Annotated in this window: 23 protein-coding genes; 19 read left to right on the top strand and 4 right to left on the bottom strand. The window is 70.2% G+C overall.

All coding sequences use genetic code 11. The features are described from left to right. Nucleotides 1–3 precede the first annotated feature (3 nt). The 3 genes from FB475_RS23920 to FB475_RS23910 form a co-directional block, all read right to left on the bottom strand. A complete protein-coding gene (locus tag FB475_RS23920; RefSeq protein ID WP_141858804.1) occupies nt 4–336 on the bottom strand; it encodes a winged helix-turn-helix domain-containing protein in 333 nt (110 codons plus the stop codon). Then, on the bottom strand, nt 323–823 hold the full coding sequence (locus tag FB475_RS23915; RefSeq protein WP_141858803.1) for a hypothetical protein: 501 nt from the start codon (nt 821–823) through the stop codon (nt 323–325). Before FB475_RS23915 ends, FB475_RS23920 begins: the two co-directional genes overlap by 14 nt. A 100-nt stretch (nt 824–923) precedes the next feature. Continuing rightward, on the bottom strand, nt 924–1,718 hold the full coding sequence (locus tag FB475_RS23910; RefSeq protein WP_185759406.1) for an alpha/beta fold hydrolase: 795 nt from the start codon (nt 1,716–1,718) through the stop codon (nt 924–926). A 240-nt stretch (nt 1,719–1,958) separates the two neighbouring features. On the opposite strand from FB475_RS23910, the gene FB475_RS23905 reads away from it, so the two are divergent. The 19 genes from FB475_RS23905 to FB475_RS23815 all read left to right on the top strand — a co-directional run bounded on the left by FB475_RS23905 (nt 1,959) and on the right by FB475_RS23815 (nt 25,352). Further along, nucleotides 1,959–2,624: a response regulator transcription factor gene (locus tag FB475_RS23905; RefSeq protein WP_141858801.1), complete on the top strand. Its 666-nt coding sequence runs from the start codon at nt 1,959–1,961 to the stop codon at nt 2,622–2,624. Next, nucleotides 2,596–3,678, top strand: coding sequence for a sensor histidine kinase (locus FB475_RS23900; protein WP_141858800.1), 1,083 nt, complete (start codon nt 2,596–2,598; stop codon nt 3,676–3,678). The genes FB475_RS23905 and FB475_RS23900 overlap by 29 nt, the downstream gene beginning before the upstream one ends. A gap of 300 nt (nt 3,679–3,978) precedes the next feature. Beyond that, nucleotides 3,979–5,304: a right-handed parallel beta-helix repeat-containing protein gene (locus FB475_RS23895; RefSeq protein WP_185759405.1), complete on the top strand. Its 1,326-nt coding sequence runs from the start codon at nt 3,979–3,981 to the stop codon at nt 5,302–5,304. A gap of 258 nt (nt 5,305–5,562) precedes the next feature. Continuing rightward, nucleotides 5,563–6,192 (top strand): sensor histidine kinase, encoded by a 630-nt coding sequence (locus tag FB475_RS23890; protein WP_141858798.1) that lies wholly within the window; start codon nt 5,563–5,565, stop codon nt 6,190–6,192. Beyond that, on the top strand, nt 6,189–6,803 hold the full coding sequence (locus tag FB475_RS23885) for a helix-turn-helix transcriptional regulator (protein WP_141858797.1): 615 nt from the start codon (nt 6,189–6,191) through the stop codon (nt 6,801–6,803). The genes FB475_RS23890 and FB475_RS23885 overlap by 4 nt, the downstream gene beginning before the upstream one ends. After that, a complete protein-coding gene (locus FB475_RS23880; RefSeq protein ID WP_141858796.1) occupies nt 6,800–7,576 on the top strand; it encodes a response regulator in 777 nt (258 codons plus the stop codon). Before FB475_RS23885 ends, FB475_RS23880 begins: the two co-directional genes overlap by 4 nt. A gap of 100 nt (nt 7,577–7,676) precedes the next feature. Further along, nucleotides 7,677–8,900 (top strand): DegT/DnrJ/EryC1/StrS family aminotransferase, encoded by a 1,224-nt coding sequence (locus FB475_RS23875; protein ID WP_141858795.1) that lies wholly within the window; start codon nt 7,677–7,679, stop codon nt 8,898–8,900. Beyond that, the gene (locus tag FB475_RS23870; RefSeq protein ID WP_141858794.1) at nt 8,897–10,372 is read left to right on the top strand and encodes a polysaccharide biosynthesis protein; all 1,476 of its coding nucleotides are present in this window, start codon (nt 8,897–8,899) and stop codon (nt 10,370–10,372) included. Before FB475_RS23875 ends, FB475_RS23870 begins: the two co-directional genes overlap by 4 nt. A 30-nt stretch (nt 10,373–10,402) precedes the next feature. Continuing rightward, entirely contained in the window at nt 10,403–11,881 is a 1,479-nt protein-coding gene (locus tag FB475_RS23865; protein WP_141858793.1) for an RtcB family protein, read from the top strand. Between the two features lie 16 nt (nt 11,882–11,897). Next, nucleotides 11,898–16,112, top strand: a complete 4,215-nt coding sequence (locus FB475_RS23860) for a PKD domain-containing protein (RefSeq protein ID WP_141858792.1) — start codon at nt 11,898–11,900, stop codon at nt 16,110–16,112. A 28-nt stretch (nt 16,113–16,140) separates the two neighbouring features. Continuing rightward, complete coding sequence (locus FB475_RS23855; protein WP_141858791.1) at nt 16,141–17,370, top strand: GumC domain-containing protein; 1,230 nt, start codon at nt 16,141–16,143, stop codon at nt 17,368–17,370. A gap of 50 nt (nt 17,371–17,420) precedes the next feature. Next, entirely contained in the window at nt 17,421–18,380 is a 960-nt protein-coding gene (locus FB475_RS23850) for a hypothetical protein (protein WP_141858790.1), read from the top strand. After that, the gene (locus FB475_RS23845; protein WP_141858789.1) at nt 18,380–19,558 is read left to right on the top strand and encodes a glycosyltransferase family 4 protein; all 1,179 of its coding nucleotides are present in this window, start codon (nt 18,380–18,382) and stop codon (nt 19,556–19,558) included. The genes FB475_RS23850 and FB475_RS23845 overlap by 1 nt, the downstream gene beginning before the upstream one ends. Further along, nucleotides 19,555–19,989, top strand: a complete 435-nt coding sequence (locus FB475_RS23840) for a hypothetical protein (RefSeq protein ID WP_141858788.1) — start codon at nt 19,555–19,557, stop codon at nt 19,987–19,989. The genes FB475_RS23845 and FB475_RS23840 overlap by 4 nt, the downstream gene beginning before the upstream one ends. Then, nucleotides 19,986–21,038, top strand: a complete 1,053-nt coding sequence (locus FB475_RS23835; RefSeq protein ID WP_141858787.1) for an aminoglycoside phosphotransferase family protein — start codon at nt 19,986–19,988, stop codon at nt 21,036–21,038. The genes FB475_RS23840 and FB475_RS23835 overlap by 4 nt, the downstream gene beginning before the upstream one ends. After that, complete coding sequence (locus tag FB475_RS23830; RefSeq protein ID WP_141858786.1) at nt 21,035–22,333, top strand: O-antigen ligase family protein; 1,299 nt, start codon at nt 21,035–21,037, stop codon at nt 22,331–22,333. The genes FB475_RS23835 and FB475_RS23830 overlap by 4 nt, the downstream gene beginning before the upstream one ends. After that, entirely contained in the window at nt 22,330–23,616 is a 1,287-nt protein-coding gene (locus FB475_RS23825) for a lipopolysaccharide biosynthesis protein (protein WP_141858785.1), read from the top strand. The genes FB475_RS23830 and FB475_RS23825 overlap by 4 nt, the downstream gene beginning before the upstream one ends. Beyond that, on the top strand, nt 23,613–24,689 hold the full coding sequence (locus tag FB475_RS23820) for a hypothetical protein (RefSeq protein ID WP_141858784.1): 1,077 nt from the start codon (nt 23,613–23,615) through the stop codon (nt 24,687–24,689). Before FB475_RS23825 ends, FB475_RS23820 begins: the two co-directional genes overlap by 4 nt. A 9-nt stretch (nt 24,690–24,698) precedes the next feature. After that, nucleotides 24,699–25,352: a sugar transferase gene (locus FB475_RS23815; protein ID WP_141858783.1), complete on the top strand. Its 654-nt coding sequence runs from the start codon at nt 24,699–24,701 to the stop codon at nt 25,350–25,352. Here FB475_RS23815 and FB475_RS23810 read toward each other — a convergent pair. Then, nucleotides 25,331–26,917, bottom strand: a complete 1,587-nt coding sequence (locus tag FB475_RS23810; RefSeq protein ID WP_141858782.1) for an MBL fold metallo-hydrolase — start codon at nt 26,915–26,917, stop codon at nt 25,331–25,333. The genes FB475_RS23815 and FB475_RS23810 overlap by 22 nt on opposite strands. Nucleotides 26,918–26,958 lie beyond the last annotated feature (41 nt).

The raw sequence follows: 26,958 nt of genomic DNA, 5'->3' as shown, positions 1-26,958 counted from the left end.
TGGCTAGACGCTTGGCTCGGACGCGTGGTGTGCCTTGCCCGCCTGTTGCGACTGCTCGACGATTTGGCGCAGGGCCGCGACGTGGGCACGCAGCACCTGGTGCCCTGTAGCGCTGAGGGTGAGCCATGTTCGCGGGCGCTTGCCCACATACCCCTTCTTGATTTCGATGTAGCCCCGACCGGCCAGATTGGTGATCTGCTTGGACAGTGCGGAGTCCGACAACCCGGCCGAGTCGCGGACCCAACTGAACTCGGCCCACTCGGTGCCGGCCAACAGCGCCACGATCGACAGCCGAGTGGGATCGAGCAGGAGTGGGTCCAGGTCAGCCGTCGCCATCTGCCGCACCTCCCGAGCGGCTGCGCCGGCTCAGCGCGGCCAAGCCTCGCCGCAGCTGCCGGCCCAACACGATCAGCACGATCGCCAGCACCGCACCCAGGATCGTGTTTCCGTACGGGATGTGCACGTGCAGCAGCGACAGCGCGACCGTCGCCGCGACCAGCAGGACGAGAACCAGCCAGACGCCGACCACGAACTTGGGCCGGATCGCCGACTTGTCCACTCGCACGCTGTGCCCCAGCCACGCGGCGCCTCGGCGGGTGCGCAGCAGTAGCACGTAGGCCACGACGAGCACGGCCAGCGCCAATCCCTTCCACTCGGCGACGCTGGGCAGGAAGTCCGCCGAGGCGAGGTACAGGAAGATCACGACGGCGAAGACGACGTCCACCCACTTCCCGCCCTGCAGGGAATCCATTGCCTGATCCCTGCGGCGGTCGACGTCCTGCAGGGCGCGTGCGGCCTCGTCGGCGGAGGGTTGTTCGGTCACAGCAGTCTCCTTGCCTTGCCGAAAACAGCTTTCCCAAGAGGAAAGTACAACATCACTTTCCCTCCAGGCAAGTACTGGCCCGACGGCAACGAGTACCGGTCTAACGGCCGAGGCGAACCAGGTACTGGCGGAGCTGGCGGGCGATCTCGTCCGGGGCGCTCTCGTCCGGGGCGTTGTGGTCGAGGCCGGGCAGAATCGCGTAGTCGGCCTGCGGGACGATCTTCGCGAGTCGCGGCAGGACGCCGGTCAGGTACGACGGTGTCTTCTCGCCGCCGAGGAACAGCGTCGGTGCGGTGATGCCGGCGTACCGGGCGCCGTCGGAGTCGAGGCGGGCGACCTCGGCGAGTTCGGCCGGGGTCAGCGGCATCAGGTCGCGCTCCTCACGGCCGAACATCAGCAGCAGAGAGATTGCCCAGAGCACCGGAGTCGCCTTGAACGGCAACAACTGCGCGCCTTTCAGGAACGTGGCCATCGCGGAGACGAACCGCCCGTCGGCCACCTTCCGGTTGAACGCCTCGAGCCAGCTGAGGTCGAACGACCCGTCGAGGCTGACGCCCGGCTCGTACACGATCAGCGCTTCCAGCTCCTGCCGCAACCCGGCGTGCAGCGCGATCAACCCGCCGTAGCTGTGCCCGAACAGCACTCGCGACCCGGTCTGCTCCAGCACTCCGAGTACGTCGTCGACCTCGACCTCGACGCTGTACGGCGTACCGCGCGCAGCGCTGGCGCCACGCCCGCGTCGCTCCACCACGTGCACCGTATGAGCGCCGGCCAGCGCCGACGCCAACTCCTGATAGTGATGCGCCCGCCGATTCGTACCCGGCACCACGACCACCCCTGGCCCGGAGCCGTACGTCTCGACCGCAACCCCACCCACCAGTTCAAGCTCGCCCACGGCGCCTCCCTCGTCCACAGCCCCATGGTTGCCAACGTCGCTGACACGGCCCTGTCTTCCCACTGGCACGAGATTCGTCCGCGGACTCGCCACACTGAGTGACGGTCAAGGCACGCACGGCGGAGCAAGGTAAACGGATGATTAACGGAGAGTGGCACAAAAGCGCCGCAAGGACTTCCGTAGCAGGCGGCAGGATCTCAGAATGGCGTACAGACGGTCATCATCCTGAGGGGGGCACGGATGACCAAGATTCTGGTGATCGATGACGAGCCGGACCTGATCCGCTTCGTTCGCCGGGCGCTCGAGGCCGAGGGCTATCAGGTGCTGGGATCGACCGACGGGCTGGGAGGACTCCGGCTCGCGCTCGAGCAGGCACCGGCGCTGATCGTGCTCGACCTGGTGATGCCCGGTATGCACGGCGAGGCCGTCCTGTCCGCCCTGCTCGCGCAGGATCCGGGGTTCCGGGTCCTCGTGCTGTCGGCCACGGCGGACATCCAGCTGCGGATCAGCTGCCTCGAGCAGGGCGCGGTGGACTTCCTCGCGAAACCGTTCGCGATCCGGGAGCTGATCGCGCGGGTCCGCGGCCGGCTCGGTGAGGACGTGAGCAACCGGCGCAAGAACCGGCTCCGGGTCGGCGACATGGTGCTCGACCTCGAGGCCCGGCAACTGCTCATCGACGGCCGGCCGACGGCACTGCCGAAGCGCGAGTTCCTGCTGCTGCGGCACCTGATGCGCAATCCGGATGTCGTCTGCTCCCGGCAGGAACTGCTGTCGGAGGTCTGGGGGTACGACTTCGACCCGTCGACCAACGTGGTGGACGTCTGCGTCGGCCGGCTGCGGTCGAAGATCCGGCCCGACCTGATCGTGACGGTGCGCAATGTCGGCTATCAGCTCCAGAGCGCCTGAACTGGCCGCGCCGCGGGTCGGCCGGCTCCGGCCGCCGGCGCGGATCGGTCTGCTGATCGACATCGCGGTGGCTGCCGTGGTCGTCGGCATGCTCGCGCTGATGATCGTCTTTCCCGGTCTTGAGGCGGGTCCGTTCCACCTGATGTTCCTGGCTGTGGCGATCGCCTACGGGTATCGGATCTGGCCGGTGGGGCCGACCGTGACCGCGACCGTCGCGTTCACGGTCCTGGGCGGCTGGTTGATGGTCGACCAGGCCGCCGAGGGCCGGTTGCCGTGGGCCGAGCTGGCCGAGGTCCCGTTGATGCCGATGGTGTTGCTGGTGATGATCTGGCACGTCCGGCGCCGGGTCGTGGCGGTCGAGAAGATGGAACAGATGACCGACCGCCAACTCCAGGCGGTGCAGCGCGAGCACGAGTTCGTCCGGGACGCGTCGCACGCGATCCGGACCCCGGTGACGATCGCCCGTGGTCACCTGGAACTGGTGGCCGTCGAGGACCTGGACGAGGAGGTTCGCTCCGACCTGTCCGTCGCGCTGCAGCAACTCGAGCGGATGACCGCCCTGTCCAATCGGCTGCTCGCGGTCGCCCGGCTCGACTCGGGCGGCGCGCTCTCCGAGCAGCCGACGAACCTGGGCAATCTGGTCCGCGAACTGGCCGCCAACTGGTCGGCGCGATCGGACCGGACCTGGCGGGTCGACTGCGAGCCGACCGGCTGGATCGCGGCGGACCCGGAGTGGATCGAGCTGGCCCTGGACGCCCTGGTCGAGAACGCGCTCAACTTCACCCCGGTCGGCGGCACGATCAGCCTGCACTGCTGGAGATCGGCCGACCACTGTGTCGTCGAGGTGGCCGACTCCGGACCCGGGATCGAGCCGGAGGACCTGCCGCACGTGTTCGACCGGTTCTGGCACCGGATGCCGCCGAACGGCCGGATGGGTACCGGTCTCGGGCTCGCGATGGCGCGGTCCGCCGCGGTCGCGCACGGTGGCCGGCTGTCCGCCCGGAACGGCCCGAACGGCGGCGCACTGTTCGAGCTGGAGTTGCCGGCCGACTGACCAGTCGATGACGGCCATGTCATCTTTGTTGCCACACCCCGGCCCCCGGGCCACCCTGCAGTGGGGAACCTGCTGCGTACGTCGCCCGAACCCGACGCACCCCACATGCTCCGGGCGCCGTTCCGGCCCCGGGAAACGACACCCCCTCGTCGTGACCGGAATGTCCCGGCCGGCCCGGCCTGGGGGCGTACGCAGCCGTTCTCCCAGCTGTTTCTCCCAGCTGTTTCTCAGTCGACCGGCACGATCTTCTACGTCGGACGAGCGATGCGGAGCGGCACCGAACCGCCGCACTCTGTGGTCATGAGGCTTGCGGTGCGGCTGGGGGGCGTACTCCTGGTGTCAGGAGCCGCACTGGTCTGTCCGCTCGTCGCTCGCGGCACGACGACGGTCCTGTACGTCGACCGTACGACAGCCGGCTGCTCCGACGCCGGCCCTGGCACGGCGATCACGCCGTACTGCACGATCGGCAAGGGAGTCGCGAAGCTCGCAGCCGGTTTCACGCTCTACGTCGGCAACGGGACGTACACCGAGACGATCAAACCGGCGGTCTCCGGGACGGCGACCGCGCGAATCACGATCAGCGCCTGGCCGGGCCGGCATCCGGTGCTCGATCCGGCGAGCTTCGGCGCGAACATCTCGTCGCGGGCCTACCTGACGCTGTCCGGGTTCACCTTCAGCGGAACGAAGTACGACGGCGTGTACGTTTCCGGCAGCCATGACATCACGATCAGCGGCAACACGGTCACGGGAGCCGGACACCCGGTGTCGGGCGAGACGGCGTACGGGATCAGCATCCGGTCCTCCTCCGCATCGGTTGTCAGTGGCAACAACGTGCACGACAACCACGGCACCGGCATCCTGATCACCTCGGGCTCGACCGGGATCCTGGTCAGCGGCAACGCGGCCAGTTTCAACGCCGACGGATTCCGACGGAACGCCAACGGGATCAACGTGGTCAGCGAGGGAAACACCCTGCTGCGCAACGTCACCCACGACAACGAGGACTCCGGCATCCAGTTCTACACCGGCGCCGACGACAACCTGGCCGCACTGAACGTCACGTACAACAACGGTGACCACGGCATCGACGACCTGAACGTCACCGGCGGCCGGCTGATCGGCAACACCGTCTACCGCAACTGCACGACCGGTATCAACGTCGAAGGGACGTCCGGCAACTACCTGGTCGTCAACAATGTTGCCGTCGACAACGGTGTGTACCCGGCCTACCACGGCATCGCCTGCACGCGGCGGGCCGGGAACATCGGCATCTGGGACTCGGCGCCGTCCTCCACGACGGTGGACCACAACCTGGTCTGGCTGACGAAGAGCGGAAAGATGTACGCCTTCGGTACGACGTACACGTCGCTGGCCGCGATGCACGCGGCGACCGGGCAGGAGGCACACGGCGTACAGGCCGATCCGCGGTTCGTATCCGCAGGTTCCTGGAACCTGCGCCTCGCGACCGGGTCCGCCGCGATCGACCGCGGCAACTCGGGCGTCTCCGGCGAGCAGTCCACCGACGTCACGGGCCGGACCCGAGTGGACGATCCGGCCACCGGGAACACGTTCGCGGAAGGACCACGGCGCTACGACGACCTCGGTGCGTACGAATACCAGCCGTGAGCTACCAGCCCCCGAACGAACGGGCCCGCAACGCCCCAAGATGACGTGAAGATGACCGAACAATGACGTCTGCCCGCTGCCCCTGCCCCTCGCGGTGGTGACGGTCTGTACTGGTCGGTGAAGACCGAGACGCGTGCCTTGGGGGGCTCGAGCGGGGAAACCGGGACGGATCGGTTACCGTCCGTGGTTGTCGAAGGCTTTGGCGACGTGCGGCCGCGGTGGGCGGCCGGTTCGGTCGGGACCTGAGGGGGGTCACCGATGAGCGCTGCCGACGTATCGCCGGCGAGAGGCGGAAAAGCCGACGAGCCGGAGCACCTGCTGCGGCTGTTCCACGATCTGCGGCAGTACGTCGCCGCGGGTCTGCACCTGTCCGAGGACACCGCTGAACTGGGCGGGCCGGCCAGGCTGGCCCTGATCCGCCAGCAGTTCGAAGCGATCGCCGAGATCCTGGAGGTCGAGCAGGCAACCACGCGGCGGATCGGTGGTGTCAACCTGACCCAGCTGGCCGGTGAGTGCGCCGACGTCGTTCGCCTGACCTACCGCGCACCGGTGATCTTCGAACGCGCCACCCGCGTCATGGTCGCGGGCGATCAGGCACTGCTGCGCCGCGCGATCGGCAACCTGCTCGACAACGCCTGCCGCGCGGCCGGCGGCGCCGGTCACGTCCAGCTTCGCGTGGACGTCGCCGATGGCGAGGCCTACATCGAGGTGTCCGACGACGGCCCAGGCTTCGGAGACGTCGCCGCCGGAACCGGTCACGGTCTGCAGGTGGTCGCCGCGGCAGCCCGCGCGTACGGCGGCCGGCTCGAGATCGCCAGCGTCCCCGGCTCCGGAACCACCGTCCGGCTCAGCCTGCCCGCCGGCCACCCGAGGGTGAGGTCGGTATGAGGCTGGCGATCTGCGAGGAGTACTGGCTCTTCGCCTCGGTGCTGGCCGCCGCCTTCGAGCGGCACGGCCACGAGATCGTTGCCACCGGCGACGATCTGCAACAGTTGTTCGAGGTCGCCGGTCGTTCACCGGACCTGTACCTGCTCGACGTGCCGGCCGCGACCGATCTGCTGCGGCACCGGGACCGGACACCGTACGTCGTACTGCTCGCGGACCCGCAGGACGACCGGGCCTGGCAGGCATTCGACGGTGGGGTCGTCGAGGGCGTGGTCAGTAAGGCCTGCAGTCTGCGCGCAGTGATCGAGGTCGCCGAATTGGTGGCCCGGGGCAATCATGTGGCCGAGGGCAGACCGTCCGCCGACCGACGCCGACCGCGACCGGTCGTCGACGCGCTGACCACCAGGGAACTGCAGGTACTGCGGCTCGTGGTGCAGGGCTACAACACCGAGCAGATGGCCGGCATCCTCGGCGTCAGCCGGCACACCATCCGTACCCACGTCCAGCAGGTGCTCCGCAAGCTCAGGGTGCACGGACGCGGCAAGCTGGCCCGCGCGGCCGCCGACGCCGGCCTGGTCGACGTCCGGGAACTCGCCGCGGACGGGCACCGGTGACCGCCCACCACAGCCTGAACGGCCCGAACGGCCCGAACGGCGCCGATGGCATGGACGGCACGACAGGCACCGACGGGGTGGCGGTGCTGCTCGTCGACGACCACCGCGTGTTCGCCGAGGCCCTGGCGAACCTGCTCGCGGCCGAGCCGGGCATCGGTCCGGTCGGTACCGCGTCGAACCTGGCCGGTGCCCGGACGCTGATCGCTGCCGGCCGCCCCGATCTGGTGCTGCTCGATCTGTCGCTGGCCGAGGAGTCGGGTTCGGACCTGCTGGCCGAGCTGATCGCCGAACCCGACCCACCGGCGGTGATCATGCTGTCCGGCAGCACCGATCCCCGACTGATCGTGCAGGCCCTCGACGCGGGCGCCCGCGGCTGGCTGGCGAAGACCACCCGGCTACCGGCCCTGGTCGCCGCGATCTGGCAGGTGCTGGACGGACATCTGTACCTAGCTCCGGCGACCTTGGAACCGGTACTGGGCCATCTCTTGGGCGACCTGCGACGGCAACGAGTGGCCGACGGTTTCGTGGACCGGCTGACGCCCCGCGAGCTCGACGTACTGCGCTGCCTGGTCGCCGGGATGACCCGGAACGAGACCGCCGAGCAGCTGTTCGTGTCCACGAACACCGTACGGACGCACATCCAGAGCCTGCTGCGGCGCTCGGGACAGCACTCGACACTCGCACTGGTCGCCTTTGCCCGCTCACACGGTGTGACGGGCGTCGACGAGAACAACGGGTCCGTAATTGCCGCGCGGCCCGGATCATCCTCTTGACGTAGGCGTTCTCGTCTCGTCGTCGGGCGCGGCCCGCGATCACAGCTCGTAGCGTCAAGGGACATCAGGGCCCGTGGGGGGCCTCGAGGGGGGCATCGGGATGACTACCCGAATCAGTGCTGTGCCACGTCCTGCGCCGGCCGTGGATCTCGCCGTACCGTTCGCGGACTGCCACATCACCTCCGACGCGCAGGCCGCCGTACTGCGGGTGCTGCAGTCGGGCTGGGTGACGACGGGCAGGGAGGTCGCGGCGTTCGAGACCGAGTTCGCGGCCGCGGTCGGCGCCGAGTACGCGGTCGCGGTGTCGTCGTGCACGCAAGGAATCGAGCTCGCGCTGCGTTCGCTCGGGCTGCCGCCCGGGTCGCTGGTGCTGAGCTCGACGATGACGTTCTGCGGCGCCGTCCAGGCGATCATGCACGCCGGGCACCAGCCGGTGCTGGTCGACGTCGACCCGGCGACCGGGCTGCCGACGCCGGCGACGGTGCGCACCGCGGTCCAGGCGTTCGGCCGGCCGGCCGCGCTGACCGTGGTGCACTGGGCCGGCGACGTGGCCGACGTACCGGCACTGGCCGAGGCGGCCGGCGTACCACTCGACCACGTGGTGGTGGACGCCGCGCACGCCCTCGGAACGTACGCCGGTGACGCCCCGGTCGGCTCCGGTCCCGGGGCGACCTGCTTCAGCTTCTACGCCACCAAGAACCTGCCGCTCGGCGAGGGCGGGATGATCACCACCGACGACGCCGCCCGCGCCGACTGGCTCCGCAAGGCCCGGCTGCACGGGATGACGGCCGACGCCTGGCGGCGGTACCTGCCCGGCGGGAGCTGGCGCTACAACGTCGCCGACGCCGGCCTGAAGGCGAACATGACCGACATCCAGGCGGCAATGGGGCGAGCCCAGCTCACCCACTTCCCGTCCTGGCAGCGCCGCCGCGCCCAGATCGCGGCCCAGTACGACGAACAGCTCGCGGGACTGCCCGGTGTCGGCCTGCCGCACCGGCCGGCTCCCGGGCAGGGCACCCACGCGTGGCACCTCTACCCGATCCGGCTGCGGTTGAACGGCGGGATCGACCGGGACGAGGTCATCGCCGCGCTCTCCGAACGCGCCATCGGCACCTCGGTGCACTTCATCCCGGTCCACCGGCTCGCGTACTTCAGCCAGGCAGCCCTGATCCCGTCGGCCGGACTGACCGGTGCCGACGCACTGTTCGGCCAACTGCTGTCGCTGCCGATGTATCCGCGGCTGAGCGGCGCACAGGTCGACGCGGTGTGTGCGGCGATCACCGGCATCGCGCATCAGGGAATCTCCGGAAAGGGAACGGAATGAGTGAGCCTCTGCTGCTACAGCACAGCGAGAAGAACCTGCTGCGGACCATCGTGGTCGGGGCCGGGGAGGCCGGGGTCGCGCTGGCCCGCGACCTGCGCCGGGTCAGCTCGTTCGGGCTGGAGCCGGTCGGTTTCCTGGACGACGACCCCGCCAAGCGCGGCCGCCGGTACGGCGGACGCCGGGTCCTCGGCACCTTGGCCGACCTGGAGGAGGTGCTCGAGCACAGCCGGGCCGACGTGGTGGTGGTAGCCATCCCGTCGATGCCGCCGAACGAGGTACGCCAGCTCGGCCGGCGCGCCGCCGCCCTGGGCGCGACCGTACTGCACCTGCCGCCGTTCCTGTCCGCGCTGCAGCGGCAGATCGCCGGTACCGACATGCGGGAACTCCAGGTCGGACCGCTGATCGGCCGGCCGGAGATGCACGTCGTCAGCCGGCACGCCCGGGAGGCGATCGCCGGCAAGCGGGTCCTGGTCACCGGCGCCGGCGGCTCGATCGGCAGCGAGTTGTGCCGGCAGGTGTACGGGTTCGGTCCCGAGCAGCTGATCATGCTCGACCACGACGAGTCCAACCTGCACCGCACCCAGCTCGAGCTGTGGGGCGAGGCGCTGCTGGACACCGAGAACACCGTCGTCGCCGACATCCGCGACAGCGAGCGGCTGTACCAGCTGTTCCGCGACTACCGTCCGCAGATCGTCTTCCACGCGGCCGCGCTGAAACACCTGCCGGTGCTCGAGCGGCACCCGTGCGAGGGCGTGAAGTCGAACGTTCGCGGTACCCAGAACCTGGTCGAGGCCGCGGTCGCGCACGACGTCGAGCGGTTCGTGCTGATCTCCACCGACAAGGCCGCGAACCCGACTTCGGTGCTCGGGGCAACCAAACGGCTGGCCGAACTCGTACTGGAGTCGCAGCAGCCGGCCACCACGGTGCTGACCGCCGTCCGGTTCGGCAACGTGCTCGGCAGCCGCGGCTCGCTGCTGCACGTGGTCCGCGACCAGCTCGCCAGCGGCGGGCCGGTGACGATCACGCATCCCGACGTCAGCCGGTTCTTCATGACGATCGAGGAAGCGGTCGGGCTGGTGCTGGAGGCGGCCCGGATGTCGCACGGCTCGGCGACGTACGTGCTGGACATGGGTGAGCCGGTGCGGATCGTGGACCTGGTCCACAACTTCGCCGGGCTGCTCAACGTCCGCGACGTCGACGTCAAGTACACCGGGCTGCGGCCGGGCGAGAAGCTCACCGAGGAACTGTTCGGCGCCGGCGAGGAAGCCACGCCGACCGACCATCCGCGGATCTCGATGACCGTGGCGCCGCCGCCGCCGGCCGGCTTCCGGGCCGGGCTGCGGGAGCTGTACGACGCCGCCGCGCACAACCGGCCCGACGAGGTCTCCCGGCACCTGCGCCGGCTGGTTCCGGAGTACAGCCCGACTCCCGGCCTGGTCTCGGCCGGCGCCCCGTACCCCGACGGCTTCTGACCCGACCGACGAACAGACTGCGAGTAGAGCATGACCACTGAGGCCACTCCAGAACTGCCAGAACTGCCACCACTGGACGTCCGCGTCCTCGACGGTACCGTCTCGGTCCCCCCGACGGTCTTCGATGACCCCACCCTGCTCCCCGCGGGCCGGGCGACGATCTCGGCGCTCGGACATCGGGTCGAGGGCGCGGACCTGGCCGCTCCACCGGTGGTCCTGCCGGACTTCCACCACAAGTCGAAGATGGAGCTGCCGTCGAGCGTCGCGGTCGCGACCCACGGCACGATCCGTACCGAGCTGACCAGTTCGTCGGTGAACTGCGGGATGGCGCTGATCGCCGTCGACTCCGAAGTACCGGACGACAAGGCCGTCGACACGTTCATGCGGGCGGTCCGCGAGCGCTATCCGTACCCGACCCGCGGAACCGCCGAGCTCAGCCGGCAGGAGGTCGTCAAGGCCGTCGGCGCCGGCTCCGAGTTCAGCGTGGACCGCTGGGGTGCGCCGGCCGAGGATCTCGAGCGGATCGAGGAGGGCGGCCGGATCGACCTGGAAAGGTACGGCGGCCTCGACCGGCTCCGGACGGAACTTCCGGGGGTCGCCTTCCAGCTGGCCCGGTACCGGTTCGGAACCATTGGCCCGTCCAACCATTTCGTCGAACTCCAGCGGGTCGAGGAGATCCTCGACCCGGAGCGGGCCGCCAAGCTGGGGGTCAGCGAAGGCCAGCTGACCATCCAGTACCACGGCGGCGGCGGCGTCTTCACCGGCGAGATCGGGCGGCTGTTCTTCCGGCGCAAGGACTACCCCGCCCAGATCAAGGCCGTGAACGCGGCGCTCAAGCCGTGGTTCCACCTGCGCTCCGCGCGGTCCTTCAAGCAGCTGCGCGCCCGGCTCGGTCTGTACTTCACCGCCGGCTGCACGCCGCTCCCGCTGGCCAGTGACGAAGGCCAGCGGTTGATGCTAGCGACCGCGGCCGCGATGAACTACGGCTTCGCCTTCCGGACCGCCACGTACGCCGCGCTCCGCCGGCTCGCGGCCGACTCGTTCGGCGGCGCCACCGGCCGGCTCGTCGTCGACTCGCCGCACAACAGCATCTACGAGGAGCCGGTCGGGGACCGCACCGGCGTCGTCCACCGGCACAACTCCTGCCGTGCCTTCCCGGCGTCGATGATGACGCCGGGTACGACGTTCGCCGAGACCGGACAGGCCGTGCTGCTGCCCGGTACGCACCGCACCTCCAGCTACCTGGCGGTCGCCGGCGATCGAGCGGCGACCAGCCTGTACTCCGCCTGCCACGGCGCCGGCACCGTTGTTTCCGACCTGGTTGCCCGGGGTGTGTCCGGCGACGACCCGCTGAAGCGCAAGACGCGCCGCTACCGGTACGACGACGGCGCGCCCACCGATGCCCACCACTTCGACGACCGTGGCGTGAACGCGGCCCTCGACGTCCTCGTCCGCAACGGCCTGGTCAAGCCAGTAGCCCGGATGCGACCTATCGCAGTTCTGCACTGACGACTGGGGAGACACCATGAACAAGCGGCTACGGAGTCTGGCAGCGGCCACGGTCATCAGCACGACCGCGGCACTGGTGCTGGTCGTGACGAGCAGCCCGGCGAACGCCGTCGGTACCGGCTACTGGGTGAACAACACTGTCGCGTGCAGCGACACCGGTGCCGGCACCCAGGCGGCGCCGTTCTGCACGATCTCCCAGGGCACCAAGAAGGCCGTACTCCCGGGCGACACCGTGCACGTTGCCCCGGGCATCTACCGCGAGCAGGTCACGGTCAACGCGTCCGGCACCGCCACCGACCCGATCACGGTCACCGGTGACGCACCGGGCGTCGTCGTACTCGGCACCAAGTCGCTGGCCGGCGCTGCGCTCTGGACCGCAACCAGCACGACCGCCTGGTCGGCTCCGTACACCCCGCCGTCCGCGCCCAAGCAGGTCTTCGTCGACAACCAGCGCCTGGCGACCGCCACCTCCGCCACCACGACAACGCCGAACAGCTGGTTCTACGACGCGACCGCCAAGGTCCTGTACGTCGACCTCGGCGGCCCGAACCCGGGTGACGGGCACCAGGTCGAGGCGGGCGCGCAGTCGTTCGGCGTCACCACCAGCAGCAAGCAGAACGTTGTCATCAGCAACCTCGAGTTCGACCGCGCGAACTTGGCCGGCGTGCGGTTGCTGTCGTCCTCCGCGATCACCGTCGACCACGTCACCACCTCGCAGTCGGCCGGAAACGGCGTACTCGTCGACACCTGCTCGAACAGCTCGATCACCGTCCGCTCCACGGCCGTGGACAACGCGCTGTCCACCGGGATCAAGCTGAACGCGTCCAGCGGGGTGACGGTCACCGCGTCCACCACTCACAACAACGGGCTGCACGGGATCGGACTGGGCACCTCGCCGAACAACCTGCTTACCGGCAACACGGCCTACGCGAACATCTCGCTGAACCCGAACGCCACCGCGAACGGCATCGACGTCGACACCAGCTCGCCGGACAACCGGGTGATCGGCAACATCACCTACCAGAACCAGGACAGCGGGATCCAGATCTACAGCAGCAGCCACCGCGCGCTCGTCGCGCGCAACATCTCCTACGGCAACGGCGACCACGGCTTCGACACGCTGACGTCGACCGGGGTGCAGTACCTCAACAACACGGCGTACGGGAACCGCCGGGACGGCATCTCGATCGAGGGCACCTCGACCGGTGCCACCGTTGCCGACAACCTCCTGGTCGACAACGGCACCACGGCGACCGAGTACGACCTGTACGTCGACGCCGGTTCGTACTCCGGCCTCACCGCCGATCGTGACATGGCCTACAACCACGTCGTCGCACCGAGCACGAAGGTCAACGGCGTGATCTACAAGACCCTGACCGCGTTCGCGACCGCGACCGGTCAGGAGGCGCACGGCCTGTCCCTCGACCCCGACTTCGTCAACCCGGCCGGCGCGGACTTCCGGCTGGTGGCCGGTTCGGCGGCGGTCGACTCGGCCGACTCGTCGGTGGCGAACTTCGTCGCCGCCGACCAGGGCGGCAACGCGCCGGCCGACGACGCGATTGTGCCGGACACCGGCGCGGGTACGCCGACGTACGCCGACCGCGGGGCCTTGGAGTACCAGCCGATCGCGGGTGCGACCGACTACCCGCCGCACGCGGCCGCTGTCCTCAACCCGGCTGCCGTGAACATGCCGCCGTCGACGCCGGTGACCGCGGACGCGAGCGGTTCGAGCGACGCCGACGTGAACGGCATCGCGTCCTACACCTTCGACTTCGGTGACGGCACAGTGGTCGGTCCGCAGGCGCCGGCGACCGCGACGCACAAGTACGCGGCGGCCGGTACGTTCACCGTGACCACGACGGTCACCGACACCGCCGGGCTGACCGACACCGCGACCGCCCAGGAGGTCGTCAGCCTGCGGCAACTGCAGACCTACTCCGTCGAGCAGACGAACCCGTCCTGCAGTGACACCGGCCCGGGCACCGTGACGACGCCGTTCTGCTCGATCGGCGCGGCCACCAAGAAGGCGTTGGCCGGCGACACGATCCTGGTCGGTGCGGGCCAGTACCGCGAGCAGGTCCAGCTCACCGCGAGTGGGGAACCGGGCGCTCCGATCACGCTGCGCGCGACCTCGCCGTCGGCCGTCGTCCTCGGCACGAATGACGTGTCCGATGCGGCCGGCTGGTCCGCCACGTCGACGAACGCGTGGAAGCACGCCTTCACCCCGGCACCGTCGCAGGTCTTCCTGGACGGGCAACCATTGGCCAAGGCAACGAGCAGTACAACGACCACCAGCGGCAGCTGGTTCTACGACACCCCGACCGCGACGCTGTACGTCGACATCGGCGGGGCGAACCCGGCGACCGGCCACACCGTCGCCGCGGGCGCGCGCAGCTTCGGCATCCTGCTCCGCCAGGTCACCGACGTGAACATCAGCGGCTTCGCGGTCCGGCAGACCAACCTGAGCGGCGTGTACCTCGACACTGTGCAGCGCGTGTCGCTCGACACCATCGACACGGCACAGTCGGGTGCGCAAGGCGTCACGGCGGACAACTCCGCCAACGTCACTCTGAGCGGCGTCCAGGCGTCGGCCAACCTGTCGATCGGGATCCGCTTGTTCAACACCACCGACAGCACCGTCAAGGCCTCGGTCACGCACGAGAACAACTTCCACGGCGTCAGCATCCAGGGCGGTGCGCGCGACACCGTGACCGGCGTGACGGCGTACCGGAACAAGCGGCTCTCGGCCCGGATCGCTGCCGGCATCGACGTGTCGTCGTCCGCACAGAACACCGTTGTCGACGGCAACCTGTCGTACAGCAACGACGACTCCGGCATCGAGTCCTATACCGGTGCGACCGGAACCCTGGTGCGCCGGAACGTGGTCTACGACAACGGCGACCACGGCATCGACAACTTCCAGGCGACGGGCTCACAGGTGATCAGCAACACCGTCGTCAGTAACGCCACCGCCGGGATCAACTTCGAAGGCGGCTCGAGCGGTGCCCTCACCCGGAACAACGTGACGATGGACAACGCCGTCGGCAGCACCCGGACGATCGGCGAGATCCGCGTCGACGAGACCTCCGGCCAGGGCACCGTGCTGGACCGCGACCTGGTGTTCCAGAGCAACGGCGGACCGCTGTTCGAGTGGGCGTCGCAGCCCTACACCACGCTCAGCTCGTACCAGGCCGTGAGCGGGGAGGAGCCGACGGGCAAGTCGGCGAACCCGAAGTTCGTCAACTTGACCGGGCGGGACCTGCACCTGACCTCGGCATCTCCCGCGATCGATGCGGCCGACACCACCCCGGCCGGCTGGAGCGGCACCGACAAGGACGGCATCGCGCCGATCGACGACCCCGCGGTCGCGAACACCGGTACCGGATCGGTCAGCTACGCCGACCTGGGTGCCTACGAGTACGTCGGTCCGGTCGCGCGGGCGACGGTCTCGCCGACCTCCGGCTTCGCGCCGGTGGCAGTCACGGTGGACGGCTCCACGAGCGTCGGGCAGTCCGCTCCGCTCGCGACGTACCTCATTGCCTGCGGAAACGGTACGACGATCGCGCAGGCGACCGGCACCTGCAACTACACCACTGCCGCGACGTACGCCCCGACGCTGACCGTGACCGACACCGCGGGCCGGACCGACACCTGGACCAGCGCTCCGATCGTGGTCCAGCCGAACGGCGTACCGACGGCACGGCTGACCGCCACGCCGGCACAGGCGTACGTACCGCAAACCGTGCTGATGGACGCCTCCAAGTCGTCCGACGCCGACGGCCGTCCGCTGGCCGGCTACACCTTCGACTGCGGCAACGGCACGACGACCGGCGCACTGACGACGTCGACGGCGAACTGCACCTACCCGACCGCCGGCACCTACACCGCGGCGGTGACGGTGACCGACACGGGCGGTCTGACCAGCCGGGCCACCACCCAGGTGAAGATCCTCGCCGACGTGCCGCCGACCGCAGTGCTGTCGCTGAACAAGACGACGGTCAAGTCCAAGCAGGCCGTCCAGGCGGACGCCTCGAAGTCGACCGACCCGGACAAGACGCCGATCGCGACCTACACCTTCAACTGCGGCAACGGCACGACGCTGCCGCCGCAGACGAGTGCAACCACGAGCTGCACCTACAACTCACTGGGGCTCTACACCGTGACGGTGACCGTGACCGACTCCATCGGCAAGTCCTCGTCCGCGAGCAAGACCGTACTGGTCCTGCTGTGATGCACACGAACCGAGGAAGGGCGCAGTCATGACGCTGGAGGAGATGTTCCGCCGGATCGTCCGCGCACACCTGGCGCTGATCCTGGTGTGCGTGCTGGTCCCGATCGCGGGTGCGGCGATCCTGGTCGCGAAGCGGCAGGACCCGACCATCGCCTCGATCCGGATGCAGGTCGTGGCCGGCTCGCCGAGCTCGGCGACCGAGGCCGAAGGCATGAACAGCCGGGTGCTCGCCGTCGCGACCACCCCGAGCCTGCTCGGTACCGCGTTGCAGGCCGCGAACGTACAGCGCGACGTCGACAAGTACGCGACCACGAACGTGGCGGCGCAGCGTATCGGCGGGTCCTCGGTCGTCGAGCTGAGCGTCAGTGACGACGACCCGCTCGCGGCCGGCCGGGTCGTGGTCCAGCTCGCCAACCGGGTGGCGCTGTTCATGAACCAGGGTGACCAGGCAACGTTCCGCGGCACCCTGGCCGACCTGACCAGCCAGATCGACGACGCGACCGCGCGCCGGGACAAGCTGGTCGCCCAGCTGCGCGGGATCGCCGACGTCACCGCCCGCGCCGATCTGGGGGTCCAGATCCAGTCCGCCAACCAGCTGCTGAGCGAACTCAGCGGCCAGCGGGCGCAACTGGTCGCGAAGAACGCGACCCGGGACCAGGTCGTACTGGTCAGCGACCAGCCGGACATCCGGCGCGAACCGAGCTCGATCCTGCCGCAGCTCGCGCTGGCGCTGCTGCTCGGTCTGGTGCTCGGCCTCACCGCGGCGACCGTCCTGGAGACCTTCCGTCCGCGCGTCAACGGCATCCGCGCGCTGGCCCGGATGCTCCAGGCGCCGGTACTCGGCAAGTCGACCGAGGACATCGAGTCGCTCCGCAACACGATGGCACTGGCAGCCCGGCGGCAGGGTGTCGACTCGGTGGTGCTGATGGGTGCCGACGCCGACGACGCGGACACCGTCAGCAAGCTGCTGTTCTCGTTGTCCGGACGGACCCATGCGCCGAAACAGGCGAAGCAACCGGCCGGTCCGGACGATACCGGGCCTGTCTTCGAAATCGATGGCTTCACCAACGTCCGCTTCACCGGATTGTCGGCCGTCACGCCTGAGGACGAGATGACGGCCGGCGTGGTCGTGGTTTCCACCGGCACCGTGCTGCTGCGCCGGCTGGACGACCTCGACGACGTCCTGAAGGCCGTCCGCTGGCCGGTGCTCGGGCTCGTCCACGGCCCGGCGCAGCGGCGCTTCGGCAGGCTGCGGTGACCACAAGGATGAGCAGCGCGCTACTCCACACGGCGGGACAGCGTGTGGCGATGCACGGTTCCGTCAACGCCGTCCGAGACCTGGTGAACGCCGCGGGTGGGCCGGAGCGACCGGGGCTGGTGGCAACGGATCCGCCGAACGTCGTGCTCGCGGTCGAGAACACTCGAGAGCCGTTCAGCAGGAGCGGCGCGGAGTTGATCACGCGAGGCGTCTGGGCGACGCCGGGTGGCGAGGTGGTGCTCACGAACGTCGGCGGTTCCGGGTACGACCAGCGATGGGCGATCGACGTCGACGGTCTGCGGGTCGCGAGCCGGTGGCGCCCGTCGTACCGGGAGTCCGCCGTCGCCAAACTGCTTCCTGCGCGGCAGCATGCGTTGAACAGCCAGGTCCTGCTGCACTACCCGGCGCTCTGGTTCGCGATGCAACAGGGGTTCGCACCGCTGCACGTCTCGATCGTCGAGGTCGGCGGGGTCGCGGTCCTACTGGCCGGACCGGGTGGTGTCGGCAAGTCGACGCTCGTCGCGCGGGCCCTGGCCGACGGTTCCCGGGCGACCTGCGACAACCTCGCGGTCTGCGACGGTACGACGGCGTACGGCGTGGCCGAACCGCTGCGGCTGCTCGACGGTACCGGGCAGCGGGCGCTCCACGGCCGCCGCGAGCAGGCGTGGACGCATCGGGTCAGGTCGTTGCCTCCGGAACTGATCGTCGTACTGCGCCGCGGGAACCAGGAGTCGCCCGAACTGCGTGAACTCACCCCCGCGGCGGCGGCCCGGCGGATCGTGGCCGGCACCTATGCGGCCGGCGAGCTGCGCCGGTTCTGGTCGATCGCGGCGCTGGTCGCGACGGCAACCGGCTGCGGGCCGGTGCATCCGCCGATCGAGGAGATCGCCGGCCGGCTCACCACCCGGCTGCCCGCGGTCGAGCTGCTGCTCGGCAAAGAGCCCGGCGCCGGGCTGACCGAACTGCTGCGGCGTCCACTGGCCGCCGTCCGGACCGGAAGGGCGAGCTGATGGGTGCCCAGGACACGGCACAGACCAAGGGGCAGATCGAGGTCGCGCAGATCGTGACCCGGTTCATCGCCGGGGCCGGTGGGGTCGCGTTGCGCGGTGTCCTGCCGCTCGACCCGGCCCGCTACCGGGTCACGATCATCACCGGGCAGGGCGGCCCGCTCACCGACCGCGCGGCCGCGGCCGGGATGCGGGTCCTGATCGAACCATCGCTGGTCTCACCGCTGTCCCCGAACGACGACCGCCGGGCGCTGCGGCAACTGACCGCGTTGTGCGCGGCCGGCCGGTACGACGTCGTCCACACGCACAGCGCGAAGGCCGGCGCGCTCGGCCGGCTCGCCGCACATCGCGCCGGCGTGCCGCGGATCGTGCACACCTACCACGGCTTCCCGTTCCACCAGTTCCAGAACCCGTTGCGGCGTACGGCGTACATCGCGATCGAACGGCGGCTCGCGCGGATCACCGACGACGTACTCGCCATCGGTACCGGGGTCGCGACCGAGGCCCTGCGGCTCGGACTCGCGACACCAAGCACACTGCGCACCGTCACGCCCGTCGTGGAGTCGGTGACCGTACCGCAGACGGAGGCCTCCCGGAAGGCGGCCCGGGCCGAGCTCGGAATCGGCCCGGCCGTCCCCCTGGTCGGCACCGTCGGCCGGATCGACTACCAGAAGGCTCCGGAACACCTGATCGCCGCGATCGCCGCACTGCGGCACACCGACGCCGTCGCGGTCTGGATCGGCTCGGGGCCAGGTGAGAACGAGGCTCGCGCCCTGGTCCGCCGGATGGGGCTCGAGGAGCGGTTCCTGTTCGCCGGCGAGCGGTCCGACGTACCGCAGCTGCTGCCGGCCTTCGACGTGTTCGCGATGGCGAGCCGGTACGAGGGTCTGCCCTGCGCGGTGGTGGAGGCAATGCGCTGCGGTCTGCCGGTGGTGGCGACCGCGGTCAACTCGGTGCCCGACCTGGTCGTCCCCGGCGAGAGCGGGATCCTCGTTCCGCCAGGGCGTCCGCCGCTGCTGGCCGAAGCCATTGACGAACTGCTCGCCGATCGTGGGAAGGCCCAACGAATGGCCCGGCGCGGGCAGGCAGCAGCCGGCAGCACGTACGACGCGGAGAGCCTGGCCGAGGTGCTCGATCAGGTGTACTCCGCCGGACGGTCCGGGGCGCTGGTGACGTCATGACGAATCCCGTCCTCGCCCCGGGCGATCGCGCACGCCTGATCTCGCCGTGGCTGCAGCTGTGCCCGCCCGGCACGATCGAGCACGATCTGCGCCGCGGGCCGGTCCGGCCCGGCGAGGTGTCCGCGGACGGCCCGGTCGTGCTGATCGACCAGCATCCGCGCAGCCGCCGGCGGCTGCAGCGGGCGGCGCGGGAGCTCGGCGTGGTCCCGGAGCGCGAGTTCGTCGTACTCCCGACGCTCGACCGGCCGATGGTGGTCGTCGACGACGTCGAGGAAGCGGTCCGGCACTTCTGGACCGCGGTGGCCACGGTGCCGCCCGGACTCGCGTTCGCCGTACCGGCGTCCGCGGCACTCGCGCTGGCACGGCTCGCGCCGTGGCGCTGGACCGGCGCTGTCGCACCGGCCCGCGTCCTGGTCGGGAGGCGGCGATGACCGAAGCTCCCAAGGCCTTCCAGCCGCGCCCGCGGTCGGTACACGACCTGTTGTTCGCGCCGGGCAGCCGCGGCGTACTGATCGCGACCTCGAAGGACCCCGACGCCAAGCGGACGTTCGTCGTCACGCCGCCGGCCGGCACCTACGTCGACGGCCCGGCCGGGCCGGTCGCGATCAAGATCCCGGTCACCGTCGCCGCCGCGGCTGCGATCACGCGCGAGACCCGGATGCTGATCGCGATCGGCAAGCTCGACCTCGGCGAGTTCGGCCGGACCGTGCCGCGCTACCTGGAGACGCTCGACAGCGACGGCCTGCCGGCGGTGGTCACGACCGTCCTGCGTGGCGTGCCGATGAGCGTCGCGTACCACCGCTGGCTGCACACCTCGCGGCCGCGGGCCGTGGCCGAGGACTTCGCCCTGGCCGGCGGATGGCTCCGGCACCTGCAGCTCGCGACCGCCGGTGCGCGGACCAGAATCACCTGGGCGCACGAGGTCGCCGGCGACGTACGGACGCGCTGGTCGGGGCACCCGAAGTTCGAGGCGGCACAGGTCCGGCTCGCCGCCGCGGACCGGCAGCTGCGCGGTTACCGCGCCGCTGCCACCGTCGTGCACGGCGACTACTGGTTCGGGAACCTGCTGGTCGACGACGGCCGGATCTCCGGCGTCGTCGACTGGGAGAGCGGTACCCGCTCCGGCTGGCCGCTGCGGGACCTGGTCCGGTTCGCGCTCAGCTACTGCCTCTACCTCGACCGCCACACCCGGCCCGGCCGGGAGGTCCGTGGACACCGCGGCCTGCGGCGCATCGGGTTCGGCGCGGGGATCAGGTACGGCCTGCTCGAGGCGGGTTGGCTGCCGGATCTCGTCCGGCTGTACCTGCGTACCGGGCTCGAAACGCTCGGGCTACCGACGATCCTCTGGTACGGCGCCGCGCTCGCCGGGCTGGGAGAGATCGCGGCGACCGCCAATGACGACGATTTCGCCGCCCAGCACCTCGAACTGCTGGCCGGTCTCCCGTACTGGCCGCTCACCGACGGGACCAAACCGCGATGACGACCACTACGCCCATCGAGCGGCAACCCGGCCTGCACGGGCTGCAAGGCATGCCACGCGGTGACGCGCTGGTGGCGGTAATGGGCCTGACGACCTGTTTGCTCCCGTTCCTGACCCCGGCCGGCCCGGGCAACACCGCACCGGCGGATGCGGGCATGCTGCTGTGCATCGTCCTGGGCCTGCTGTGGGCGGGCCGTGAACACCTGCCGATCAGACTCCCGTACTCCGCGGGCGTGGCCGGGCTCATGCTCGGCGGCGCCTTCGCCGCGTACCTCGCCGTCGCACCGGTCGGTACCGGGCTGGTGCTGATCCAGGACCTGCTGCTGCTGATGTGGGCTGCGGCGCTCGCCCTCGGCCGGCACAACCCGGCGATCGTCCGCGCCGTCACCGTGTCCTGGTGCCGTACGGCCACGATCTACTCCGGCGTCATGGCGGCCGCGTACCTGGTCGGCTTCAACGCGCTGACCGGAGTGTCGGCCAAGGACGGTGTGCGCGCGCCGTACACGTTCGGCGATCCCAATCTGGCCGGCAACTACCTGGTCGTCTCGCTGTTCGTCATTGCCGCGTGCAAACACCCGCGCTCCCCCGGCGTCCGCCGGATCGCTTATCTGCTGGTGCTGCTCGCGATCGGGTTCACCGGCTCCAACGGCGCGATGCTCACACTGATGGTCGGCCTACTGCTGGCCGTCGCGGTGACCACGTACCGTCGCCGGGGCGCCGTCGCCGGTGTGGCCGTGCTCGCGACCGCCGCGCTGGCGGGCGGCCTGATCGCAGGTTTCGTCATGCCGCGCATCGACCTGACCCAGCTCCGTGAAGCGGCGGCCGGCAGCATCCCGCTGCTGCGCGACTCGTTCGGCCGCAGCGCGAACTCCAGCGGCGAGCGGGCCACGATCGTCCGCGAGGGCGCGAACCTGTTCCTCGAGGGGGACGCCGCCGGCTACGGACCGGCCCGGACCAAGGCGACCCTGGAGGCCACGCAGGCGCCGTACGTCAAGGAAGCCCACAACGACTACCTCGCGACGCTGCTGGAGCGCGGCGTGATCGGCGGGATCGGGTTGCTGGTGTTCGGCGTCGCCCTGTTCGCGCGCTGCGTGCGGCTGGTCTTCGGGAACCTGCCGAAGGGATACGCCGAACTCGTACCCCGACCGTGGCTGCTGGCAGTCATCGGACCGGTGATGGCGACCGCCGCCGGGTTCTACGAGGTTCTGCACTTCCGGCATCTGTGGACCTGGCTCGGCCTGGTCGCGGCGCTCGTCCTGGCGATGCAGGACCACCGGCACGAGGAGACGTCATGATCCGCTCCGTCCTGTCCAACACCTCCGCGCGGCTGCTCGCCATCCTCGGACTGACCCTCGCCACCGTGCTCGTCGCCCGGACCGGCGGACCCTCGGCGGTCGGCGAATACGCACTGCTCCGGATGCTGCCCGGCCTGGTCGGCGTGCTGTGCGTCCTCGGGCTGCCCGGGGCGCTCGCGTACTTCCTCGCTGTACCGCGCCGCGACCTGCCCCGGCTCTGGCCGACGCTGATGGCGATCGGTGCCGCCGGAGCGATCGCCGGTACGGCGCTGTGGGTCGCCGCGTCGCCGCTGCTCGCCAAGGTTTTCTTCCCGCACGAGCCGCCCTGGATGATCGCGGCCGCGGGTGCGACCGTCGCGAGCCAGCTGCTGCTGACGATCGGCAAGACCGCGCTGCAAGGACTCGAGGACCGGCGCGGCGGTGACGTGGTGATCGCGGCCGAGGAACTCGCGTTCCTGCCCTGCTTCGTGCTGCCGCTGTTCGTCGGCATCCACGGCATCGGGGCGATCATCATCGGGCTCGGACTCGCCGACCTGGCCGTCGCGGTCGACGCCTGGCGGCGGGTCGGCCGGCGGCTCGGGTGGCGCCGGCTCGGTCTGTCGAGCTGGTGGGGACGCCCGGACAAGGACCTCGCGCGCCAGGTGGCGTCGTACGGTCTGCGCGGTCAGGTGGGTGGCCTGATCACGTTGCTGAACCTGCGCCTCGACGTCGCGATCCTCGGCGCGCTCGCCGGTCCGGCGATCCTGGGTGGCTACGCGGTCGCGTCGAAGTACGCCGAACTGCTCCGGCTGCCCGGTACCGCGCTGACCTGGGTCTTCTACCCCCGGCTGGCGAAACTCGACCAGCAGCGTGCGGCTGGGCTCGCCCGCCGGCTGATCCGGCCGACGCTCTTGGGCGTCGCGGTCGCCGCGATTCCGGTCGCGGTCCTGGCAGGTCCGGTGATGCGGCTGCTGTACGGCGCGTCGTTCGGGTCCGCCGTCACGCCGGCGCGAGTGCTGGTCGCGGGCATGGTGCTGGCCGGCGCATCCGGCGTCGCGAGTGCGTATCTGTACGGACGCGGTACGCCGGGGCTCAACTCGATCGCGTTCGGCGCCGGACTGGTCGTCACGGTCGTGCTCGACGTCACGCTGATTCCGCGGCACGGAGCGATGGGCGCGGCGATCGCGTCCACCGCGGCGTACCTGACGACCGATGCCTTGCTGATCGGCCTGTTGTTGCGGCTCAGCGCACCGGCAGCGCGGCACCGGGCGACCGTTGCTGCTGTTGGGGAGGGAACACCGTGAAAGCGATCGCGATCGGCGCCGGACTGGTGATGCTGCTGGCCGGATGCTCCAACGGCTCCGCGGCCGGTCCGCCGACGACCTCCCCGGACCACGGCCCGCCGATCAGTACGCCGTCGGACCCGACCGAGCCACCGCCCAGCAGTCCGAGTCCCGGCACCGCACCGGCACAGCTACCCGGTGACCGATACGTCGCTCTCGCCACCGCGCTGCACCAGCACGGCGTGACTATCTGGTGGGAAACCGACCTGGTGAAGCGCTGGCTGGACGGTCCGGCCGCGTTCGACGGAGCGATCGCCCGGCTCGGGCAGCTGGCCTCGGTACCGGGGACCGCCGGGTTCAAGATCTCCGACGAGATCGGGTACGGCGACGGCCTGACCTCCCCGGGACAGGCCACCGATTTCCTCCGGCAGGCGCGCAGCAGTCTGGCCAAAGTTGCCCCGGGCAAGCAGATTCTGGTCGACGCGGTGGTCCCGGAGCTCGGCTGCCTGCCGTGGCGCGGCGGCAACCAGGAAGGCTGCGCCCAACGGGTCCGGCTGAAGTACCCGGCGGCGAGCGCGGCGGCCGTCGAGGGCTACCTGCGGGCGCACTTGATCGACCGCCTGGATCTCAGTACCGGGCTGCTCAGCCCTGGTACCTACGCCGGCTGGGGTCTGGACCAGCAGACCGCACAGACCGAGATCTGGAACCGGGTACGTGCGCAGGGGTGGGAGGGGATGACCATCCTGCAGTCCCGCAAGGCGCTCGCGGCCGCCGACGGCTACCAGGGATCCGCGGCCCAGGCCGCGACGGACACGGCGACGTACATCACCACTCCGGTTTCGGCCGGGGCACAGGCCGTCGACATCTGGACCTGGCGGCAGCACTACCAGGGCAAGGTGTTCAGCCTGCTCCCGCCCGATCTCGGCAGCAACCCACTCTGGGCCTCGCTGGTCCGGCAACGGCGGCTGGGCGTGCGGCTGATCACCCACATGACGCCGTCGATGATGCCCACCGACCCCGCCGCGTTCGCGCACGAGTGCGACCTCGCGGCGCAGGCGTTCACCGCGGTTTTCGTTGCCGCCGGCACCGGTTAGGAGACAAGGATGGCTATGCGGGTCGGACCTGGCAGGCGGCTGCTGGACCTGGAGATCGGCGGGCTGTTGCTGATCGTCGCGTTGCCGCTGCTGCTGGTCGTCGCCGTGCTCGTGCTCGTCACCAGCGGCCGGCCGGTGTTCTTCCGGCAGGTCAGGGTGGGAGAGAACGGCCGGCTCTTCAACCTGTACAAGTTCCGCACGATGCGGACCGTTGCCTCCGGCCCCGAGGTGACCGCGGCAACGGATGCCCGGATCACCCCGATCGGCGCGATCCTGCGCCGGACCGCGATCGACGAACTACCGCAGCTGTGGCATGTGGTGCGCGGGCAGATGACGCTGGTCGGTCCGCGTCCGGAGAGCGCGGCGCTGGCTGCGCGCTACCCGGACGAGTGCCGGCCGGTCCTGCTGGCGCGGCCCGGGTTGACCGGTCCGGCGCAGCTGCGGTACCGCGAGCGTTCCGCCGTACCGCTGGAGGGGTGGACGGACGTGGAGCGCTGGTACCTCGAGGTACTCGTGCCGCTGCGGGTGGCGGCCGACCGGGAGTACCTGGACCGGCCGACGATCCGCCGGACGTTGTACTACGTACTGGTGACCGGGCTGTTCGTCGCCGGGCTGGCGGACCTGCAGCAACCGGTACCGGGTCAGACCGCCTCTTCCGCGTAGTCCGCCGGCTTCACCAGCACCGGGTCACAGCGGGCGTTGAGGCAGGTCCCGTCGGTCAGGTCGAACTCGAAGTTGTGGCCGAGACAGCGCAGTACGCCGTTCACCACCACGCCTGTCTCGGCCAGGTCCTCACCGGCGTGCGGGCAGTACCGGCTCACCCGCAACTGCTTGCCGCCGACAACGATCGTGGTGGTTTCCTCCGGGTCGCGGGCGGCCTCGAAGCGCTCGACCGCCCGGAGCGCCGCCCGGTCGGCGTGCTTGAGCAGGCCGACCAGGTAGTCGTTGTACCGGTCCGGTTGCCGGCGCGCGGTGAACCGCATCGACAGCAGGAGTTCCTCCCAGCGGGTCCGGCCGGACACGACACCGTCGAGCCAGCGGCCGTCCATGGTCAGCCGGTAGTCGGCATGACCCGCGCCGCCGTCGAGATCGACGACCACCCGGTCCGGTCCGATGTGCGCGTCCCAGACGCCGCCGTGCGGTCCGGAGACGTCGAAGCGCAGCGTCATCCCGATCCTGGCGAGGAAGTACTCCGAGAGCGTGCCGAGCGATTCCAGGTGGGTCTTGAAGCGTTGGGCCAACCCGGGCCGCGACACGGGGTTCGCGGCCCAGGCGGCGTCGATGGCCGGCCGCCGGCGGGCGGCGTACTCGGTCAGGTACCGCCTCCGCTCCTCCGGTCCGGCGTCGAGCCGGAAGTCCTTCCAGTGCGGATCCCTGGTGGTGCTGAGGTCGTCCAACCGGATCTGGTCGCCCGGCAGCAGGCAGACGCCCGGCTGGTCGGGGATCCGGTCCGCGAGCCACGCCAGCGCCTCGCCCTGGTCGGGGAAGATGCCGCCCGGGCGCAGGCCGCTGTTCAGCTCGAACAGGTCGTCGTCGAGGAAGCACGGCGGACCGGCGTACGGCATCACCAGCCGCGGCCGGACCTGGCGGACCAGCCGGGTGACGGCCTTGAACTTGCCGACCCGCTTGATCGTCGCGATCCGCTCGCGCTCGACCTCGTCGTACTCGTACCGGACCGGGTGCCAACTGGCACCGGACATCTGCACGCCCATCACGTCCAGCGGCCCGCCGACCTCGGCCATCGCCCGGCGTGCCTGGGACAGCGAGATCCGGGCGTCGTTGGTGTGCAGCACGCTCCGCTCGCCGAGCTTGAACAGGACGGCGGCGTCGTGGCTCATCGGGCACTGCTCGGGGATCACCGTCAGCCAGTCGTCGCCGTTCAGCGGATACCGCTGCCATGCGTCGAGTACGACGACCCGGGTCCGCCCGATCGCGCGCAACCGGCGCTGCATGATCGTCGACGGATACCGCGGGATCACCACCGGCACGCTCTCCGGCAGCCCGGCGAGCAGGTCCAGGTCCAGGTGATCGAGATGCTCGTGCGACACCACCACCAGATCCACGTCGAGCAACTCCGGCGTCACCAGATGCGAGTTGTCCGGAAACGGAAACCACGCCCCCAGGAACGCGCCACCGGCGGACAACCACGGATCCGCCAGAATCCGCACCCCACCCGCATCCACCCGCAACCCGGCATGCCCCAGCCCCGTGACGGTCCCCTCACCCATACCCCCAGCCTCCCGACCCCCACACCCCCCGGCATCCCCCA

This window comes from Kribbella jejuensis (assembly GCF_006715085.1).
Taxonomy (GTDB): domain Bacteria; phylum Actinomycetota; class Actinomycetes; order Propionibacteriales; family Kribbellaceae; genus Kribbella; species Kribbella jejuensis.
This window is presented reverse-complemented; position numbering and strand designations above follow the sequence as displayed.

Coding starts and splice junctions, on each gene's coding strand:
- FB475_RS23855 (WP_141858791.1), top strand. CDS start 16,141: ATGACGCTGGAGGAGATGTTCCGCCGGATCGTCCGCGCACACCTGGCG.
- FB475_RS23840 (WP_141858788.1), top strand. CDS start 19,555: ATGACGAATCCCGTCCTCGCCCCGGGCGATCGCGCACGCCTGATCTCG.
- FB475_RS23890 (WP_141858798.1), top strand. CDS start 5,563: ATGAGCGCTGCCGACGTATCGCCGGCGAGAGGCGGAAAAGCCGACGAG.
- FB475_RS23875 (WP_141858795.1), top strand. CDS start 7,677: ATGACTACCCGAATCAGTGCTGTGCCACGTCCTGCGCCGGCCGTGGAT.
- FB475_RS23835 (WP_141858787.1), top strand. CDS start 19,986: ATGACCGAAGCTCCCAAGGCCTTCCAGCCGCGCCCGCGGTCGGTACAC.
- FB475_RS23895 (WP_185759405.1), top strand. CDS start 3,979: ATGAGGCTTGCGGTGCGGCTGGGGGGCGTACTCCTGGTGTCAGGAGCC.
- FB475_RS23920 (WP_141858804.1), bottom strand. CDS start 336: ATGGCGACGGCTGACCTGGACCCACTCCTGCTCGATCCCACTCGGCTG.
- FB475_RS23870 (WP_141858794.1), top strand. CDS start 8,897: ATGAGTGAGCCTCTGCTGCTACAGCACAGCGAGAAGAACCTGCTGCGG.
- FB475_RS23845 (WP_141858789.1), top strand. CDS start 18,380: ATGGGTGCCCAGGACACGGCACAGACCAAGGGGCAGATCGAGGTCGCG.
- FB475_RS23815 (WP_141858783.1), top strand. CDS start 24,699: ATGGCTATGCGGGTCGGACCTGGCAGGCGGCTGCTGGACCTGGAGATC.
- FB475_RS23865 (WP_141858793.1), top strand. CDS start 10,403: ATGACCACTGAGGCCACTCCAGAACTGCCAGAACTGCCACCACTGGAC.
- FB475_RS23860 (WP_141858792.1), top strand. CDS start 11,898: ATGAACAAGCGGCTACGGAGTCTGGCAGCGGCCACGGTCATCAGCACG.
- FB475_RS23885 (WP_141858797.1), top strand. CDS start 6,189: ATGAGGCTGGCGATCTGCGAGGAGTACTGGCTCTTCGCCTCGGTGCTG.
- FB475_RS23825 (WP_141858785.1), top strand. CDS start 22,330: ATGATCCGCTCCGTCCTGTCCAACACCTCCGCGCGGCTGCTCGCCATC.
- FB475_RS23905 (WP_141858801.1), top strand. CDS start 1,959: ATGACCAAGATTCTGGTGATCGATGACGAGCCGGACCTGATCCGCTTC.
- FB475_RS23900 (WP_141858800.1), top strand. CDS start 2,596: ATGTCGGCTATCAGCTCCAGAGCGCCTGAACTGGCCGCGCCGCGGGTC.
- FB475_RS23830 (WP_141858786.1), top strand. CDS start 21,035: ATGACGACCACTACGCCCATCGAGCGGCAACCCGGCCTGCACGGGCTG.
- FB475_RS23810 (WP_141858782.1), bottom strand. CDS start 26,917: ATGGGTGAGGGGACCGTCACGGGGCTGGGGCATGCCGGGTTGCGGGTG.
- FB475_RS23850 (WP_141858790.1), top strand. CDS start 17,421: ATGCACGGTTCCGTCAACGCCGTCCGAGACCTGGTGAACGCCGCGGGT.